This is a genomic window from Variovorax sp. BGA-UO-ETr-C22 (assembly GCF_059567965.1).
In genome coordinates this window covers 2,843,577-2,860,469 of record NZ_JCAQPA010000011.1, presented here as the reverse complement: position 1 = coordinate 2,860,469, position 16,893 = coordinate 2,843,577, and the positions used below count along the sequence as shown (strand labels likewise).

The following is a 16,893-nucleotide window of genomic DNA, read 5'->3' as shown; positions in this document are numbered from 1 at the left end:
CTCATGCGGCGGCCAGCGTGGCGTGCGCGGCGACGGCGTCGAGGTGCAGGCAGCTCACCGCGTGGCCGTTGGGTTGGCGCGCCACCGGCGGTTTCGTGGTGTGGCAGGCGTCGGTCGTGAAGTCGCAGCGGCCCGCGAAGCCGCAGCCACGCGGAATGTCGACCAGCTCGGGCACGCTGCCGCGGATGGTGGGCAGCCGGCCCGCGCGCACGGTGCCGAGCGCGGGGCGCGCCGCGAACAGGCCGCGCGTGTAGGGGTGGGCACGGTCGGCAAAGACCGTCTCGGTCGGGCCGCTTTCCACGGCGCTGCCACCGTACATCACGAGCATGCGCTGCACGCTGCTGGCGATCACGCCGAGATCGTGCGAGATGAGGATCAGCGCCATGCCCATTTCGGCGACCAGGCCCTGGATCAGGTCGAGCACCTGCTTCTGGATCGTCACGTCGAGCGCGGTGGTGGGCTCGTCGGCAATCAGCAGGTCGGGCCCGCAGGCCAGCGCCATCGCGATGCCGATGCGCTGGCGCTGTCCGCCCGAGAACTGGTGCGGGTAGGCATCGAGGCGCGAAGCGGCATCGGGAATGCCAACGCGGTCGAGCAGGTCGAGGGCTTCCCTGCGCGCCTGCGCCTTGGTGAGGCCGCGGTGCAGCATCAGCGGTTCGCCGACCTGGCGCGCGATGGTGTGCACGGGGTTCAGGGCCGTCATCGGCTCCTGGAAGATCATGCCGATGCGGTTGCCGCGCAGCTGGCACATCTGCTTTTCGGGCAGGCCGACGAGTTCCTGGCCGTCGAGCTTGATGCTGCCCGTGACCTTGGCGGTGGAGGGCAGCAGGCCCATGAGCGACATGACGGTGATCGACTTGCCGCAGCCCGATTCGCCGACGATGCCCAGCGTTTCGCCGCGCTCCAGCGAGAAGGAAATGCCGCGCACGGCTTCGGCCGGCCCGCGCTGGGTCTGCAGGCCGATGTGGAGGTCGTTGACTTCGAGGAGGGGCATGGCGGTCTACCTTGCGCGGGCCAGGCGCGGATCGAGCAGGTCGCGCAGACCGTCGCCCAGCAGGTTCAGGCCGAGCACCGCGAAGGCGATGGCCATGCCGGGGAAGACGGCCAGCAGCGGCTGCTGGAACATGAGGGTCTGGGCTTCGCTGAGCATGCGGCCCCACGACGGTTGAGGCGGCTGCGTGCCGAGGCCGAGGTACGACAGCGCTGCTTCGGCCAGGATCGCGATGGCGAAGCGGATGGTGATCTGCACGATCAGCACGGCCGAGATGTTCGGCAGCACGTGCTGCATGGTGATCGCGAACGATCCCTTGCCGCAGGCGCGTGCCGCGGCGACGTACTCGCGCGACCAGATCGCGTTGGCCGAGGCGCGCGTGATGCGCGCGAAGGTCGGGATGTTGTAGATGCCGATCGCGATGATCGCGTTGACGATGCCGGCGCCGAACACGGCCGTCATCATGATGGCCGACAGGATCGCGGGGAAGGCGAGCGTGAAGTCCGACAGGCGCATCACCGCCTCTTCGACCCAGCCGCGTCTTGCGGCAGCCAGCAGGCCCAGCGCTGTGCCGACCACGAGGCCGATGCCCACGGCGATCACGCCCACGAGGATGGAGGCGCGCGCGCCCACCAGCAGCAGCGAGGCCACGTCGCGCCCGAAGGCATCGGTGCCGAGCCAGTGCGTGGCCGAAGGACCCTGCATCTTGTTCGCCATGTCCATCGCGTAGGGCGACCAGGGCGTCCAGACGAAGGAGATCAGTGCCGCCAGCAACAGCAGCAGCGCGAACACGCCGCCGATGACGAAGCTGCGGTGCTTGACCGCGCGGCGCCAGAAGCCGGGCGCGAGGGGCGCGGCGGATGCGGGCACGGAAGGGGAGAGGATGGCGCTCATATGTCGCTCGCCTTGATGCGCGGGTCGATGACGGCATAGAGCACGTCGACCACGAAGTTCACGATGACGACCATCGCCGCGAGCAGCATCACGCAGTTGCGCACCACGATCAGGTCGCGGTTGCTGATGGCTTGGAAGATCAGCCGGCCCAGCCCGGGCAGGTAGAACACGTTCTCCACCACGATGGTGCCGGCCAGCAGCTCGGAGAACTGCATGCCCATGACGGTGATGACGGGGATCATCGCGTTGCGCAGCACGTGGGTCCACAGCACCATGCGCTGGGACACGCCCTTGGCGCGTGCGGTGCGAACGAAATCTTCGCGCATCACCTCGAGCACGGCCGAGCGCGTGATGCGCGCGAGGATCGCGGCCTGCACCACTGCGAGCGACAGCGCGGGCAGAAGCAGGGACTTGAGCCCCGCGAAGATGCCTTCACCCCAACCCTCGAAGCCGCCGGCGGAGAACCACTGCAGCTGCACCGAGAACACGAGGATCAGCAGGATCGCGAACCAGAAGTTGGGAATGGCGATGCCGACCTGGGCCATGCCCATGAGGCCGACGTCGCCGAGCTTGTTGTGGCGCGCGGCGGCGGTCACGCCTACGAGCAATGCGATGACGACGGTCAGGGCCATGGCCATCACGGCCAGTGGCACGGTGAGGGCCAGGCGCTCGAGGATCAGGTCGATGACGGGCGAGCTGTAGGCATAGCTGTCACCGAGGTTGCCGGTGAGCAGGCCGCCGATCCAGTGCCAGTAGCGGGTCCACGCGGGCTGGTCGAGGCCGAGCTTGGTGGCCAGGGCGGCGACGGCGTCGGGCGAGGCGTCGGGGCCCATGAGCATCTGCGCGGCGTTGCCGGGGAGAATTTCGAGCACCAGGAACACGATGACGGACGCGCCGATCAGCGTGCCGATGAGCGTCAAGGTGCGCTTGAGCAGGAACAGGCCCATGGTTCAGTGGCTCCGTTTTTTGTCGCTGTTCGGGGCGTGTGCCCAGGCCACCGGGTACTTCCCTCCGCGAATGTCCCCCGGCCTGCGGCCTCCTCCTTGATTTCGCTGCGGGAAGCACCCAGTGCCCTGAGCACGAGGGCACGCTGCGGGTGTGCGCAGCGCGTTTCGCTTCCTGCGAAAAAGAGGGTCGGGAGGTGTCATGCCGAAGCGATGCACTCGGCAATCGCGCGGCCCACGTCCACCGTGTTGGCGGTGCCGCCCATGTCGCGCGTGCGCGGGCCTTCGCTGAGCACGGTCTCGATCGCCGAGAGCACGGCCGCCGAGGCCTGTGCGTACACGGGGTCGTTGTCGCCCAGGTGGTCGAGCATGAGCGCGGCCGACCAGATCTGGCCGATGGGGTTGGCGATGCCCTTGCCCGCGATGTCGGGCGCCGAGCCGTGCACGGGCTCGAAGAGCGACGGGAACTTGCGTTCGGGGTTCAGGTTGGCCGAGGGCGCGATGCCGATGGTGCCGGTGCAGGCCGGGCCCAGGTCGGAGAGGATGTCGCCGAACAGGTTGGAGGCCACGACCACGTCGAACCAGTCGGGGTGCTGCACGAAGTGCGCGCACAGGATGTCGATGTGGTACTTGCTCGTGGCCACGTCGGGGTAGCGCGTGGCGATCTCGGCCAGGCGCTCGTCCCAGTAGGGCATGGTGATCGAGATGCCGTTCGACTTGGTGGCGGCCACCAGGTTCTTGCGCTTGCGGCGGTTGGCTAGCTGGAACGCGTAGTCGATGATGCGGTCGACACCCACGCGGGTGAACACGGCTTCCTGGATCGCCATCTCGCGCGGCGTGCCTTCGAACAGGCGCCCGCCCACCGAGGTGTATTCGCCTTCGGTGTTCTCGCGCACCACGAGGAAGTCGATGTCGCCGGGCTTGCGGTGCGCCAGCGGGCCGGGCACGCCGGGCATCAGGCGCACGGGGCGCAGGTTGACGTACTGGTCGAAGTCGCGGCGGATCTTGATGAGCAGGCCCCACACGGCGATGTGGTCGGGCACCTTGGCGGGATCGCCCACGGCGCCGAAGTAGATGGCGTCGTGACCCTGGATCTTGTCGGCCCAGTCGGCCGGCATCATCAGGCCGGTGCGCACGTAGTGGTCGGAACCCCAGTCGAAATGGTCGTACGCGAAATCGATGCCGAAGCGCCGACTGACCGCGTCGAGCACGCGAAGGCCCTCGGGCATGACTTCGACGCCGATGCCGTCTCCGGGAATGACGGCAATCCTGTGCTTTTGCTTCTGCTGCATTGACTCAACCTGTTCCTGAACCGTTTCGATAAGAGCGCCGACGCTTGTGACACCGGGCCGTCAAAAAATTCTAGGAGCGGGTGGGGCGCGCGCGATGGGGGTTGGCACCCACCGGGCATTGACAAAAAGCGAAGGCCAAAACGCCAGAACACGGCGGAAGATAAGCAATTGATGGTCATCGAACTGACTTGAGCTTCGAAAAATTAGAAGGCACCGGGGGCGGAAAACCCGCACCCGGGCACCCGCCGAAAGGGCCTGCGTACCATCGTGCCCATGCGAACACTTCCACTCCCCACCGGCGGCGAGATGCCGGTTCTCGGTCTCGGCACCTGGCGCATGGGCGAAGACGCCACCCGCCGCGCGGCCGAGGTGGCCGCGGTGCGCGAGGCCATCGGCCTGGGCTACCGCCTGATCGACACGGCCGAGATGTACGGCGAGGGCGGTGCCGAGACCGTGGTCGGCCAGGCCGTGGCCGAGGCGCTGCGCGCGGGCGATGTGCGGCGCGAAGACCTCTTCATCGTCAGCAAGGTCTACCCGCACAACGCGAGCCGCCGTGGCACGGGCCAGGCTTGCGAGCGCAGCCTGGCGCGGCTGGGGCTGGAGCGCATCGACCTGTACCTGCTGCACTGGCGCGGCAACCACCCGCTGGCGCACACGGTCGAGGCGATGCACGAACTGGTCGCGGCCGGTCGCATCGCCCACTGGGGCGTCAGCAACTTCGACACCGACGACATGCAGGAGCTGGCGCAGGTCATCGGCAACGGTCCGGCCTGCGCGGCCAACCAGGTGTACCTGTCGCTCGGCGAGCGCGGCCCCGAGTTCGACCTGCTGCCCTGGCAGCGCGAACGCGGCATGCCGCTGATGGCCTACAGCCCGATCGACCAGGGCGCGCTGGCGGGCGACGAGGCATTGGGCCGGCTGGCGGCCGAGCTCGGCGTGAGCGCCGCGCAACTGGCGCTGGCCGCGGTCATCGCGCGCCCGGGTGTGGCGGCGATTCCGAAGGCGGTGCGCAGCGCGCACCTGAAAGAAAACAGGGCCGCCGCCGAGCTGCAGCTCGATGCGACGACCCTGGCGGCGCTGGACCGGATCTATCCGGTGCCCCAGCGCAAGACGCCGTTGGCGATGATCTAGTTCATCAGTGCGCGTCGGCGTGCTTGGCCGCCGCGATCACCGCCTCTTCGTCGTGCTTCGCACCGTTGAGGAACAGGTTCAGCAGCACGGCCGTGATCGACGCCAGCAGGATGCCCGACTCGATCAGCGAGTGGATCGAGTGCGGCATCCACTGCTTGAAGTTGGGGGCGATGAGCGGAATCATGCCGACGCCGATCGACACGGCGACGATCATGGCGTTGTGGCGGTTGGTCTTGAAGTCCACGCCCGACAGGATGCGGATGCCGGTGGCGGCCACCATGCCGAACATCACGAGGCCCGCGCCGCCGAGCACCACGGTGGGCAGCGACTCGACCAGCGCGGCCATCTTCGGCAGCAGGCCCAGCACGATCAGGATCACGCCGCCGGCCACGCACACATAACGGCTCTTGATGCCGGTGACGGCCACCAGGCCCACGTTCTGCGAGAAGCTGGTGTACGGGAAGGTGTTGAAGATGCCGCCGATGAGCGTGCCCAGGCCGTCGGTGCGCAGGCCCTTGGCCAGGTCTTGCTGGCTGATCTTGCGGTCGGTCATTTCGCCCAGCGCGAGGAACATGCCGGTCGATTCGATCATCACGACGATCATGATGAGCGTCATCGTGAGGATCAGGATCGGGTCGAACAGCGGCATGCCGAAGTGGAAGGGCAGCACGACGTCGACCCAGGCGGCCTTGCCAACTTTCTCGTAGGTCATGAGGCCGGTGAGCGAGGCCACCACCGCGCCGATCACGATGCCCAGCAGCACCGAGATGTTGGCGATGAAGCCCTTGGCGTACTTCACGATCAGGAGGATCGACACCAGCACCAGTGCGGCCACGCCGAAGCCCGACAGGTCGGCGTACTTGGGGTTGGGCACGGTGGGCATGATCGCGAAGCCCTTGGGCACCGCGGGGATCGAGCTGCCCGGCGAGGTGACCTCGGCCAGCCACTTGGCGTACACCGGGTCGACCAGCGCGGGCGCCGTCGGGCCCACGGGGTTGCCGAAGATCCAGTTGATGCCCACGCGCATCAGGCTGATGCCGATGACCGCGATGATCGTGCCCGTCACCACCGGCGGGAAGAACCGCAGCATGCGGCTCACCAGCGGCGCGATCAGTATCGATATCACCCCCGCGCCGATGATGGCGCCGAACAGCAGCTGCGCCCCGTTCTGCCCGGGGTTGGCGTTGGCGATGGCGACCATGGGCGCCACCGAGGCGAAGGTCACGCCCATCATCACGGGCAGCTTGATGCCGAACCACTGCGTGGCACCCAGCGCCTGGATCAGCGTGGCGATGCCGCAGCAGAACAGGTCGGCCGAGATCAGCAGCGCGACCTCGTCGGGCGAGAGCTTGAGCGCACGGCCCACGATGAGCGGCACCGCGACGGCGCCCGCATACATCACGAGCACGTGCTGCAGGCCGAGGGCCGCGAGCTTGCCCGAAGGCAGGCGCTGGTCCACGGGATGGACATTGCTGGAAAGGGAATCTGCCGTCATCGTTGTCTCCTGGCGCGGCGAGGGGAACGGAGCAGTGATGCGCGTCGCAGAGCCGTCGCGCACACCAGTTGTGTACGCGAAACTGTATACAATTTATGCGGCAATCCGGATTCAGGTAAACCCGAATCCGGCGAAGAAGCGCTGTGGGAGGCGCGCGCCGACGCCTCCGGCGTTTCGGCCGGCTCTCAGGTATCGGGAGTGGGGTGCGTCAGCGACGCGTGGGCTCAGCGGTTCAGGCCAGCAGTGCCTTGACCAGGTCGAGCTGGCGGTCGGGCTTCTCGGTGCCCAGCTCAAGACTCGCCTCGATGCGTTCGAGGTGCTCGATCATGCAGGTCACGGCCGCTTCCACGTCGCCCTTGCGGCACAGGCGCAGGAAGTCGGAATGCTCGTCGGACGAGCAGTGCGGGTCGTTCGACGAGTGGTAGAGCATCGCGATCAGCGAGCTGCGCGCCACCAGCTCGCGCACCATCTCGGCCAGCGTGTGGTTGCCGGTGGCTTCGGCCAGCGCCACGTGAAAGTCGCCCAGCAGTTTCTCGCGCACCGTGCCCATGGTGGTGCTCTGGCGCAGCGCGGTGCGTTCGAACTTGATGTGCTGCTCGAGCGTCTGGTAGTCGCGTGGCCGGGCGTTGGCGATGAACAGGCGCACCACCTCGCGCTCCAGAATGCGGCGCACCGCGAACACCTCGCGCGCCTCGTCGACCGTGGGTTGGCAGACGAAGGCGCCCTTGTCGGGAATCATCTCGATGAGCTTGTCCTTCGACAGCATCAAGAGCGCCGCACGCACCTTGGTGCGGCTCACCGAGTAGACGCGGCCCAACGCCTCTTCGCGCAGCCAGGTGCCGGGCGGCAGGCGCTTCTCGACGATCGCGGTGGCGATGTCGTTGGCGATGCTCTCGATGGAACTGTTCTTGTCGGCCGGCGCCGCGCCGTTCTCGGCCGGTGCGGCAACGGGGGCGGCGGAAGGGACGGAGGTTTTGGAACTGGCGCGGGGCATCCGTCGATTGTGGCTCAGCGCGTGAGGGTGAAGGCCTCGAGCGCGCCGATCATGGGCTTGGGCAGGGGCCTTGCCAGCTCGCCGCGCTTGCTGGTGCGCAGCTTCAGCGCCACCAGCGATTCGATGAGCTTGGTGCCCGCGGCCACGCCGTCGATCACCGGCACGCCGAGCACCTGCTCGATGTGCGCGCACAGGTCGGTCATGCCGGCGCAGCCGAGCACGATGCAGTCGGCGCCGTCTTCTTCGAGCGCGCGCCGGCATTCGTCGACGATGCGCTCGCGGGCGTTGGAGCCCGGCTCTTCCAGTTCGAGCACCGGCAGCTCGCAGGCGCGCACGTTGGCGCAGAAGCGCTCCATGCCGTAGATCTCGGCCAGGTGCCAGGCCTGGCCCATGGTGCGCCCCAGCGTGGTCACCACGCTGAAGCGGCTGCCGATCATGCTGGCCAGGTGCATCGCCGCTTCGGCGATGCCGACCACCGGGCCGCGCGCCAGCTCGCGCGCCGCCTTCAGGCCCGGGTCGCCGAAGCAGGCGATCACGTAGCCGTCGATGCCGTCGCGCTCGCCCGCGGCGATCTCCTGCAGCAACCCCGGCACGGCCAGCGCTTCGTCGTAGTGGCTCTCGATGGAGACCGGCCCCATGGCCGGGCTCACGGCCACGATCTCGGTGCCGGCGTGCGCCACCGAGCGGGCGCAGGCACCGATCTTCTCGGTCATGCTCCAGGTGGTGTTGGGGTTGATGATCTTGATGCGCACGGCGCGGTCCCTTCTTCGGTCAGTTTTTCAAGTCTTGTTGTTGCGGTTCAAGAGCACGTAGAGCACGAAGCCCAGGCCCATGCCGATGAACCACGCATAGTTGGCGGCGCCGCGCAGCGTCGGCACCATCACGCACAGGATGGGCACGAGGGCCGAGGGCACCAGCGCCTGGATCGCCTTCGGGTTGTAGCCGCCGCTGTACCAGTACTTGCCCTGTTTGCTCATGGTGTAGAGCGCGTCGACGTCGATCTGCTGCTTGCGCACGATGTAGTAATCGGCAATCAGGATGCCGAACAGCGGGCCGATGAACGAGCCCAGCACGTCCAGCGTGTAGTGGATGACCTCGGGGCTGTTGTAAAGGTTCCAGGGCGTGAGAAACACCGAGCCCACCGCGGCGATCATGCCGCCCGTGCGCCAGCTGATGTGCTGCGGCGCCACGTTCGAGAAGTCGAAGGCTGGCGACACGAAGTTGGCCACGATGTTGATGCCGATGGTGGCGATCATGAAGGTCAGCGCGCCCAGCACCACGGCCGTGGTGCTGTCGATCTTGCCCACGGTGTGCACCGGGTCGGTGATCAGTTCACCAAAAACGGGCAACGTGGCCGCCGTGGTGATCACGGTGAGCAGCGAGAAGAAAACGAAGTTGATGGGCAGACCCCAGAAGTTGCCCTTCTTCACCGCGTCGAAGCTCTTGCCGTAGCGCGAGAAGTCGCCGAAGTTGAGCATCGGGCCGCTGAAGTAGCTCACCACCAGCGCGATGGCCGAGAGCATCACCGGCAGCGCGTCCCAGCCCTGGAACTTGATGCCGCCCAGGTTCAGGTCGATGTTGCTCCAGCCGGCCTTCCACACCAGCCAGCCGCACAGCACGGCCATCACCACGTACACCGCCGGGCCGGCCCAGTCGATGAACTTGCGGATGGCTTCCATGCCGTGCCAGAACACGAAGGCCTGCAGCACCCACATGACCATGAACGCCACCCAGCCCAGGGCCGAGAGGCCGACGAAGCCGTACTGCGCCACGTCGGCATACGGCGCCAGGCCCGGCGCCATGTGCAGCGCCAGCACCATGAAGGCCGCCGAGGCCAGGTAGGTCTGCACGCCGTACCAGGCCACCGCGATCAGCCCGCGGATGATGGCCGGGATGTTGGCGCCCAGCACGCCGAACGAGGCGCGGCACACCACGGGGTAGGGCACGCCCGTCACCTGGCTGGGCTTGGCCACCAGGTTGCAGAAGACCTGCACGATCACGATGCCCACCAGCAGCGCCACCAGCACCTGCCAGCTCGACAGGCCCAGCGCGAACAGGCTGCCGGCCGTGATGTAGCCGCCCACGCTGTGCACGTCGGACATCCAGAACGCAAAGATGTTGTATTGCCCCCAGGTCTGCTTCTTGAGCGGGGCGAGGTCCTCGTTGGTCAGGCGCGGGTCGTAGCCCGGCTTGATGAGGGCATTCGATTCCGCGTGCGGCGCGATGCCGGCTTCGCTGGCCCCGGCGGGGGCATGGCTGGCGACTGTGCTCATGGTCTTTCCTCGTACTTGGTTGGGATGAGGGACTTTTTGACGCAAATTTCGCGCCGTCTTTATGGGTGCGTTATTTGTATACAAAAATTGAACCCAATCAAGACCATGCGGGGAATCATATATCCGTAGATTCCCTGATGCGAGGCGGGCCGGGGCAAAGAAAAAGCGCCATGCCCAGCGAGGGACATGGCGCCTTGGAGGCCGGGGGGATGGGGGCGCGGCCTACTGCGCCGCCACCTTCACGAACACCGGATTCGAGTAGAACCACAGGTCGTTGTAGTTGCGCGCATTGATCGCATTGAAGCGCGTGACCGGGTCGTCGCCGGCCGGCGTGGGCGTGCGTGCATCGAACAGCGGCTCGCCGCCCGCGGTTTCGTTCGGCACGTCGGTGCCCAGGTTGGTGCCGCGCAGGCGGAAGTACTGGTTGTTGCCGGCCTTCACGGTGTAGCTCACCGCGAAGTAGCCTTCGGTGTCGAGCGTCCAGTCGGCGCGGGTGAAGCGCTTGACCACGCGGGTCGTCGGGTTGGTGTCGCGTGCGTAGCCGGGCGTGCCCGGGAGTTCGCGGCCGGTCACGTCGCCTGCGATGAGGTCGATGTGGTCGACCACCGGCTTCACGTTGGCGTACACGCCGCTGCCGAGCTGGTACTCGAAGTTGTTGCGCTCGGGGCTCTTGAAGCGAATGGTGATCTTCAGGTCTTCGCCGGGTTTGGCGCTCACTTCAGTGCCCATCTCGCCCGCGCCCTTGGCGCTTTGCACCTTGAAGTCGAGCGCGTCGATCAGGCCGCCGTTGACCGCGAAGAGCTTGCCCGAGCGCATCGCGGTGAGCAGCGACTTCGGATCCTTGATGTCGCCCCAGAGGTGGTTCCTGGCGTACTCGCCGGGCGCGTAGCCGCTGCTGTACAGGCCCTTGGAGGTGGTGAAGTGATAGTCGGAATCGGCCACGTTCCAGATGCGGCGGCCCTCGGACAGCAGGGCGTCCCAGGTGCCGCCGAGCTTGGCGACAAGGTAGTCGACGCCGCCGTAGGTGCGCGAGGGCAGGTTGGCCGGCGTGTAGTCGCTGGCGTAGCCGCCGCGGTCGGGCTCCATCTGGTTGCCGACCATGCCCTCGAGCAGGAACGCGATGTCGGGCGCGGTGTCGTTCATCTCGCGCAGCTGGGCGGCCGTGTACTTGCCGGTGTTGCGCGAGGGGTGGTTGATCTGCAGGTAGCTGGAATCGGGGTAGTTCTTCTTGAGCCAGGCGATGGCCTTGATCACGTCGTCGTGCGTGGTGAAGGCGCGGGCGTCCTTGGCGTTCCAGGCGGCCACGTCGGCGGCGGGGAACAGCGCGGGGTCGCGGTTGGTGAACAGGTATTCGAACTGGCTCACGGCCTTGAGCGCCGCGTCGGACATGGGGCTGTCGGTCAGGATGCCGACGTTGCCGTGGTCGTGCGTGGCCATGTCCCACTCGAAGGACGCGAAGATCGTCTTGTCGGTGTACTTGCCGCCGGCCTGCAGCGCCTTGATGCGCGGCACCTGGTAGAGGGCCATGCCTCGCGAGAACGGAATCGCTGGGTCCAGCTTGCGGCCGTCGTTGTCATAGGAAGACATGCGCAGGTGGTCCGAGAGCGCGACCCAGTCGAGGCCGAAGGTGTCGAAGGCCTTGGCGAGCACCTGGTCGAGCGTGGAAATCTGCTGCGTGTCCTCCGACTGGATGGTGTGGACATGCAGGTCGCCCACGGTCCAGCGGCCGGTCGGCGCGGCCGGTGGTGGTGTGGCGGGCGAGGGCGCCGGTGCGGGGGCCGGCGGCGCGATGGGCAGGCCGGCGAACGGCGCACCGCCGCCGGAGCCGCCGCCGCAGGCGGTCAGCAGGGCCGCGCCGAGCGCGAGGGACGAGAAAAGCGTGGTGCGAAAGCGGGGTGCGGGAGACAGGGTTTTCATGGCGACACAAGCGGCGACGGCCAGCGCATGGCTGGCCGTCGCATCGGGATTTCAACGAGGCGGACGGCGTGAAAGCGCATCCGCCGGAGAACCCCGGAGTCTGAAATCCTGTCGTGACGCTTCGATGAAACTGCGATGAAAGTTCATGCCCGAAGGCATGCGCTTTCAGCCGCAGTTCAGGGCGCTCAGGCCAGCAGGTCGCTCAGCGTGCGCGCCACCACCTTGGTCGCGCGGCGCAGGTCTTCGAGCACCACGCGCTCGTCGCTGCGCTTGGCGTGCGACTCGAGCACGGTGCGCGGGCCGGCGCCGTAGATCACGCCGGGAATGCCGGCCTCGACGTACAGGCGCACGTCGGTGTACAGCGGCGTGCCCATGGCCTTGATGGGTTCGCCGAACAGCTCGCCGCCGTGCTTCTGGATCGCGTCGACCAGCGGCTTGTTGCCGGCCAGCGGCTTCATCGAGTTGGCGAGCAGCATGCGCTTGATCTCGACCGTGATGCCCGCGCTCTCGGCGGCGGCATCGGCGATCACCTGGCGGATGTTGGCCTCGACCTCGACGGGGTTCTCTTCGGGGATCATGCGGCGGTCGAGCTTGAACACGACCTTGCCGGGCACGACGTTGGTGTTGGTGCCGCCCTCGATGCGGCCCACGTTCAGGTAGGGGTGCGTGATGCCCTCGACCTTCGACGTGACCTTCTGGTAGAGCGTGTTCTGCGCGTACAGCGCGTTCAGGATCTTGGTGGCGCCCTGCAGCGCGTCGATGCCGGTGGTGGGCACGGCGGCGTGCGCCATCTTGCCGTGCACGGTCACTTCCATCTGCAGGCAGCCGTTGTGCGCGGTGACCACTTCGTAGCTGAAGCCGGCCGCGATCATGAGGTCGGGCTTGGTCAGGCCCTTCTCGAGCAGCCAGCCCGGGCCGAGGATGCCGCCGAACTCTTCGTCGTAGGTGAAGTGCAGCTCGATGCTGCCCTGGGTGGGCTTGGCCACGGCTTCGAGCGCGCGCAGCGCGAAGGTGAAGCTGGCAAAGTCGCTCTTGCTGACGGCGGCGGCGCGGCCGTACAGGCTGCCATCGACGATCTCGCCGCCGTAGGGGTCGTGCGTCCAGCCTTCGCCGGGCGGGACCACGTCGCCGTGGGCGTTGAGCGCCACGGTGCGTCCGCCGTTGCCGTACTTGCGGCGCACGATCAGGTTGGTGATCGACTCGAGGCCGTAGTCTTTCACCTCTTGCGCGGGCACGGCGTGCTTCTCGGCGTCGAGGCCGAAGTCCTTCAGCAGCTCGGCGGTGCGCTCGGCGTGCGGCGCGTTGTTGCCGGGCGGCGTGTCGGTGGGCACCTGCACCAGTTGCTGCAGGAATTGCACTTCCTCGTCGAAGTGGGCGTCGATCCAGGCGTCGAGTTTGGCGTAGTCGGTCATGGTGGTTGTTCTTGTGGGGTCGGTCAGTGGGCTTGTTCGGTGGCGAGGTTGTCCAGCAGGAGCTGGAAGGCCTGCACGGCGAGCTGGATGTCGTCGTTGGTGCTCGACTCGAGCGGGTTGTGGCTGATGCCCGAGTTGATGCCACGCACGAAGAGCATGGCCTGCGGCATCACCTCGTGCAGCTTCATCGCGTCGTGGCCGGCGCCACTGGGCATGCGGAAAAGCGGAATGCCCAGCGCGTCGACGGCCTGTTCCCAGCGCTGCTGCCAGGCGGGTTCGCTCGGCGCGGCGGCGGCGCGCATGGTTTCCTCGAGTTCGTAGCGCACGCCGCGGCGTTCGCAGATGTCCTTCAGTGCGGCGACCACGTCGTTGGCCAGCGCGTCGCGCTGTGCGTTGTTGGGCGCGCGCAGGTCGAGGCTGAACTTGCAGCGGCCGGGCACGACGTTGATCGAACCGCTGGGCACTTCGAGCATGCCCACGGTGCCGACCGAGTCGCCGTCTTTCGCGGCGCGCTGCTCGGTGTAGAGAATGAGCTCGCCCACGGCGGCGGCGGCGTCGCGGCGGCGGTCCATGGGCGTGGTGCCGGCGTGGCTGGCCATGCCGATGACTTCGCCCACATAGCGCACGCTGCCGTTGATGGAGGTGACGATGCCCAGCGGCAGGTCGAGCTCGGTGAGCACGGGGCCCTGTTCGATGTGCACCTCGACAAAGCCGAGGTAGCGCGCCGGGTCGCGCTGGATCTTCGGAATGTCTTCTTCCTTCAGGCCCGCGTGCTGCATGGCCTCGCGCATGGTGATGCCGTCGGCATCCTTCTGGTCGAGCCAGCGCGGGTCGAAGTGGCCGATGAGCGCGCCCGAGCCGAGGAAGGTGGCCTTGTAGCGCTGGCCCTCTTCTTCGGCGAAGCCGACGACTTCGAAGGCGAAGGGCAGGCGGCGGTTCTGGCGCTTGAGTTCGCGCACGCAGGCCATGGGCACGAAGATGCCCAGGCGGCCGTCGTACTTGCCGCCGTTGCGCACGGTGTCGTAGTGCGAGCCGGTGAGCAGGGTCTTGGCGTCGGGCGTGGCGCCTTCGTAGCGGCCGACCACGTTGCCCACGGCATCGATGTGCACGGAGTCGAAGCCGCAGTCGCGCATCCAGCCCGAGATGTTCGCGGCGCAGGCGCGGTGCGCGTCGGTCAGGTAGGTGACGGTGAGCTGGCCCTTCTCGGCATAGCCGGGGTCGGTGTGCACCGACAGCTGCTCCTGCCAGTCCCACACGTCGTTGCCGAGCGTGATGTCGGCGCCGAACTTGTCGTTCAGGCGGATCTCGGCGATGCGGTGGATGTTGCGCAGCGCCTCGCCGAGCTCGAAGCTCGGGTGGTTGTGCAGCCGGCGCGCGAAGGTTTCGATGATCTCGCGCTTGGCCAGGCCCGTGCCGCGCGGGCCGCGCACGGCCAGGATGAACGGGAAGCCGAACTTCGCGTTGTAGTCGGCGTTGAGCTTCTGGATCTGCGCGAACTCTTCGGGCGTGCAGTCGGTCAGGCCGGCCTTGTTCTGCTCGTTGGTCGACTCGGCGGTGAGCGTCTTGCTGACCATGGCCTTGCCGGCGAGCTCGGGGTGGGCGCGGATCAGGCCGATCTGCTCGTCGGCCGACGACGCGGCCAACGCCTGCACCAGCGCGTGCTTCAGATGCGCGAGCGAGCGGAAGGGGCGCTGCACCAGCGCGCGCTGCGCGATCCAGGGCGAGTGTTCGTACACGCCGTCGAGCATGGCAACGGCAGCGGCTGGCCCTGCGGCGTTGAGTTGGGCAAGGGTGAGGAGAGGGGTGCTCATGATGCGGCTCCGGCTTCGAAAGGATGTGCCTGCTTCCAGTGGCGTGCGATGTCGACGCGGCGGCAGACCCAGACCTTGTCGTGCGTGGCGATGTGGTCGAGAAAGCGCTGCAGCGCCGTGATGCGGCCGGGGCGGCCGAGCAGGCGACAGTGCATGCCTATGCTCATCATCTTGGGGCTGTCGTCGCCGTTCGGGTCGCCTTCGGCGTACAGCGCGTCGAAGGTGTCCTTCATGTACTGGAAGAACGGGTCGGCGTGCGAGTAGCCCTGCGGCAGCGCAAAGCGCATGTCGTTGCAGTCGAGCGTGTAGGGCACGATGAGCTGGGGCACGACCGAGCCGTCGGTCTTTTGCACCTTCATCCAGAAGGGCAGGTCGTCGCCGTAGTAGTCGCTGTCGTACTCGAAGCCGCCGTAGTCGGCCACGAGGCGGCGCGTGCGCGGGCTGTCGCGGCCGGTGTACCAGCCGAGCGCGCGCTCGCCGGTGAGCTTTTCGATGGCTTCCATGCCCAGGCGCATGTGCTCGCGCTCGGTGGCTTCATCGAGGTTCTGGTAATGGATCCAGCGCCAGCCGTGGCAGGCGATCTCGTGGCCGAGTTCCTTGAAGGCGGCCGTGAGCTCGGGGTAGCGCTGCAGTGCCATGCCCACGCCGAAGACGGTGAGCGGCAGGCCGCGCTTTTCGAACTCGCGCAGGATGCGCCACACGCCGGCGCGCGAGCCGTACTCGTAGATGCCTTCCATGCTGATGTGCCGGTCGGGGAAGCTCGCCGGGTTGAACATCTCGGAAAGGAACTGCTCGGAGCCCGCGTCGCCGTGCAGCGTGGCGTTCTCGCCGCCTTCTTCGTAGTTGAGGACGAACTGCACCGCCACGCGCGCGCCGCCGGGCCAGCGGGCGTGGGGCGGGTTGCGGCCGTAGCCGATCAGGTCGCGCGGGTAGGGCAGGGTGGTGTCGTAGACGGTCATGGGCGTTCGTTCAGGACAGTGCAAGCGAGATGTCGTTGGTGGGAACCTTGCGGTCGAAGGTGAGGTTGGCCTCGACGTGTTCCAGGTGCTCGGTCATGAGGCGCACGGCGAGTTCCTCGTCGCGCGCGGCCAGCGCCTTCACGATGTCGGCGTGCTCGTCGTTGGAATGCTCGGCCGCGCTGGTGCTCTGGTACATGAGCGTGATGAGGGCGCAGCGCGAGATCAGCTCGCCCAGAATTTGCGCCAGCACCTGGTTGCCCATGAGCTCGGCCATGCGCACGTGGAAGTCGCCCAGCAGTTCGGTGCGGCCCGACACGTCTTCGCCGCCGACGGCCGATTTCTCGAGCGCCACATGCTCCTTGAGCGCCTTGATCTTGGCGGGCGTGACGCTGCGCACGAAGGCGCGGGTCATCTCGGCCTCGAGCATGCGGCGCACGGCGAACACCTGCTTGGCCTCGTCGACGGCGGGCGCGGCCACGAAGGCGCCGCGCGCCGGCTCGAGCCGGATCAGCTTGTTCTGCGAGAGCTGGAACAGCGCCTGGCGCACCAAGGTGCGCGACACGCCGAAGTGATCGGCCAGCTTCTGCTCGGCGAGCTTGGTGCCGGGCTGAAGGCGGTGCTCGACGATGGCCTTCGTGAGGGCATCGACGATCGAACGGGTGGTGGAGGACTCCATGTTTTTCATGATAGACCCAAAGCCGGTAACTGTATACACTTTTGTCCACCGGAATTTCCCGCACCCCGATCTCACCGATCCGACACCCTTTGAAGGAGCGCCCC

14 protein-coding genes are annotated in these 16,893 nt (G+C 67.3%); 1 reads left to right on the top strand and 13 read right to left on the bottom strand.

Features of this window, described 5'->3' with window-relative positions; all coding sequences use genetic code 11:
• Position 1: 1 nt before the first annotated feature.
• From AC57B8_RS33630 to AC57B8_RS33615, 4 genes are all read right to left on the bottom strand, one after another.
• Positions 2–994, bottom strand: a complete 993-nt coding sequence (locus AC57B8_RS33630) for an ABC transporter ATP-binding protein (RefSeq protein WP_496482026.1) — start codon at positions 992–994, stop codon at positions 2–4.
• A gap of 6 nt (positions 995–1,000) precedes the next feature.
• On the bottom strand, positions 1,001–1,885 hold the full coding sequence (locus AC57B8_RS33625) for an ABC transporter permease (RefSeq protein WP_159274476.1): 885 nt from the start codon (positions 1,883–1,885) through the stop codon (positions 1,001–1,003).
• The gene (locus AC57B8_RS33620) at positions 1,882–2,832 is read right to left on the bottom strand and encodes an ABC transporter permease (RefSeq protein WP_070061679.1); all 951 of its coding nucleotides are present in this window, start codon (positions 2,830–2,832) and stop codon (positions 1,882–1,884) included. Before AC57B8_RS33620 ends, AC57B8_RS33625 begins: the two co-directional genes overlap by 4 nt.
• 197 nt (positions 2,833–3,029) lie before the next feature.
• Positions 3,030–4,121, bottom strand: a complete 1,092-nt coding sequence (locus tag AC57B8_RS33615; protein ID WP_070061680.1) for a tartrate dehydrogenase — start codon at positions 4,119–4,121, stop codon at positions 3,030–3,032.
• 273 nt (positions 4,122–4,394) lie between these two features.
• Here AC57B8_RS33615 and AC57B8_RS33610 point away from each other — a divergent pair, with 273 nt between their 5' ends.
• Positions 4,395–5,252, top strand: coding sequence for an aldo/keto reductase (locus AC57B8_RS33610; protein WP_496482025.1), 858 nt, complete (start codon positions 4,395–4,397; stop codon positions 5,250–5,252).
• A 4-nt stretch (positions 5,253–5,256) separates the two neighbouring features.
• Here the strand turns inward: AC57B8_RS33610 and AC57B8_RS33605 are convergent, their stop codons facing one another.
• The 9 genes from AC57B8_RS33605 to AC57B8_RS33565 form a co-directional block, all read right to left on the bottom strand.
• A complete protein-coding gene (locus tag AC57B8_RS33605; protein WP_095946737.1) occupies positions 5,257–6,747 on the bottom strand; it encodes a nucleobase:cation symporter-2 family protein in 1,491 nt (496 codons plus the stop codon).
• 232 nt (positions 6,748–6,979) lie between these two features.
• On the bottom strand, positions 6,980–7,741 hold the full coding sequence (locus tag AC57B8_RS33600) for a GntR family transcriptional regulator (RefSeq protein ID WP_095744177.1): 762 nt from the start codon (positions 7,739–7,741) through the stop codon (positions 6,980–6,982).
• Positions 7,742–7,755: 14 nt separating this feature from the next.
• A complete protein-coding gene (locus AC57B8_RS33595; RefSeq protein WP_496482024.1) occupies positions 7,756–8,493 on the bottom strand; it encodes an aspartate/glutamate racemase family protein in 738 nt (245 codons plus the stop codon).
• Positions 8,494–8,520: 27 nt separating this feature from the next.
• Complete coding sequence (locus tag AC57B8_RS33590; RefSeq protein ID WP_095946738.1) at positions 8,521–10,014, bottom strand: NCS1 family nucleobase:cation symporter-1; 1,494 nt, start codon at positions 10,012–10,014, stop codon at positions 8,521–8,523.
• A gap of 222 nt (positions 10,015–10,236) precedes the next feature.
• Positions 10,237–11,931 (bottom strand): CehA/McbA family metallohydrolase domain-containing protein, encoded by a 1,695-nt coding sequence (locus tag AC57B8_RS33585; RefSeq protein WP_496482023.1) that lies wholly within the window; start codon positions 11,929–11,931, stop codon positions 10,237–10,239.
• A 185-nt stretch (positions 11,932–12,116) separates the two neighbouring features.
• The gene (locus AC57B8_RS33580; protein ID WP_095744180.1) at positions 12,117–13,343 is read right to left on the bottom strand and encodes a M20 family metallopeptidase; all 1,227 of its coding nucleotides are present in this window, start codon (positions 13,341–13,343) and stop codon (positions 12,117–12,119) included.
• A 23-nt stretch (positions 13,344–13,366) separates the two neighbouring features.
• Positions 13,367–15,154: a 2-oxo-4-hydroxy-4-carboxy-5-ureidoimidazoline decarboxylase gene (gene uraD, locus AC57B8_RS33575; protein ID WP_496482022.1), complete on the bottom strand. Its 1,788-nt coding sequence runs from the start codon at positions 15,152–15,154 to the stop codon at positions 13,367–13,369.
• The gene (gene puuE / locus AC57B8_RS33570; RefSeq protein ID WP_062480836.1) at positions 15,151–16,113 is read right to left on the bottom strand and encodes an allantoinase PuuE; all 963 of its coding nucleotides are present in this window, start codon (positions 16,111–16,113) and stop codon (positions 15,151–15,153) included. The genes uraD and puuE overlap by 4 nt, the downstream gene beginning before the upstream one ends.
• A gap of 10 nt (positions 16,114–16,123) precedes the next feature.
• Positions 16,124–16,798 carry a GntR family transcriptional regulator gene (locus tag AC57B8_RS33565; RefSeq protein WP_056574067.1) on the bottom strand — a complete coding sequence of 225 codons (675 nt, stop codon included), beginning with the start codon at positions 16,796–16,798 and terminating at the stop codon, positions 16,124–16,126.
• Between the last annotated feature and the right edge of the window lie 95 nt (positions 16,799–16,893).

What these genes read in the sequence shown, in the direction of transcription:
- AC57B8_RS33590 (WP_095946738.1), bottom strand. Translation starts at nt 10,014, where the DNA reads ATGAGCACAGTCGCCAGCCATGCCCCCGCCGGGGCCAGCGAAGCCGGC.
- AC57B8_RS33630 (WP_496482026.1), bottom strand. Translation starts at nt 994, where the DNA reads ATGCCCCTCCTCGAAGTCAACGACCTCCACATCGGCCTGCAGACCCAG.
- AC57B8_RS33585 (WP_496482023.1), bottom strand. Translation starts at nt 11,931, where the DNA reads ATGAAAACCCTGTCTCCCGCACCCCGCTTTCGCACCACGCTTTTCTCG.
- AC57B8_RS33625 (WP_159274476.1), bottom strand. Translation starts at nt 1,885, where the DNA reads ATGAGCGCCATCCTCTCCCCTTCCGTGCCCGCATCCGCCGCGCCCCTC.
- AC57B8_RS33605 (WP_095946737.1), bottom strand. Translation starts at nt 6,747, where the DNA reads ATGACGGCAGATTCCCTTTCCAGCAATGTCCATCCCGTGGACCAGCGC.
- AC57B8_RS33565 (WP_056574067.1), bottom strand. Translation starts at nt 16,798, where the DNA reads ATGAAAAACATGGAGTCCTCCACCACCCGTTCGATCGTCGATGCCCTC.
- AC57B8_RS33600 (WP_095744177.1), bottom strand. Translation starts at nt 7,741, where the DNA reads ATGCCCCGCGCCAGTTCCAAAACCTCCGTCCCTTCCGCCGCCCCCGTT.
- AC57B8_RS33620 (WP_070061679.1), bottom strand. Translation starts at nt 2,832, where the DNA reads ATGGGCCTGTTCCTGCTCAAGCGCACCTTGACGCTCATCGGCACGCTG.
- AC57B8_RS33610 (WP_496482025.1), top strand. Translation starts at nt 4,395, where the DNA reads ATGCGAACACTTCCACTCCCCACCGGCGGCGAGATGCCGGTTCTCGGT.
- AC57B8_RS33580 (WP_095744180.1), bottom strand. Translation starts at nt 13,343, where the DNA reads ATGACCGACTACGCCAAACTCGACGCCTGGATCGACGCCCACTTCGAC.
- uraD (WP_496482022.1), bottom strand. Translation starts at nt 15,154, where the DNA reads ATGAGCACCCCTCTCCTCACCCTTGCCCAACTCAACGCCGCAGGGCCA.
- AC57B8_RS33615 (WP_070061680.1), bottom strand. Translation starts at nt 4,121, where the DNA reads ATGCAGCAGAAGCAAAAGCACAGGATTGCCGTCATTCCCGGAGACGGC.
- puuE (WP_062480836.1), bottom strand. Translation starts at nt 16,113, where the DNA reads ATGACCGTCTACGACACCACCCTGCCCTACCCGCGCGACCTGATCGGC.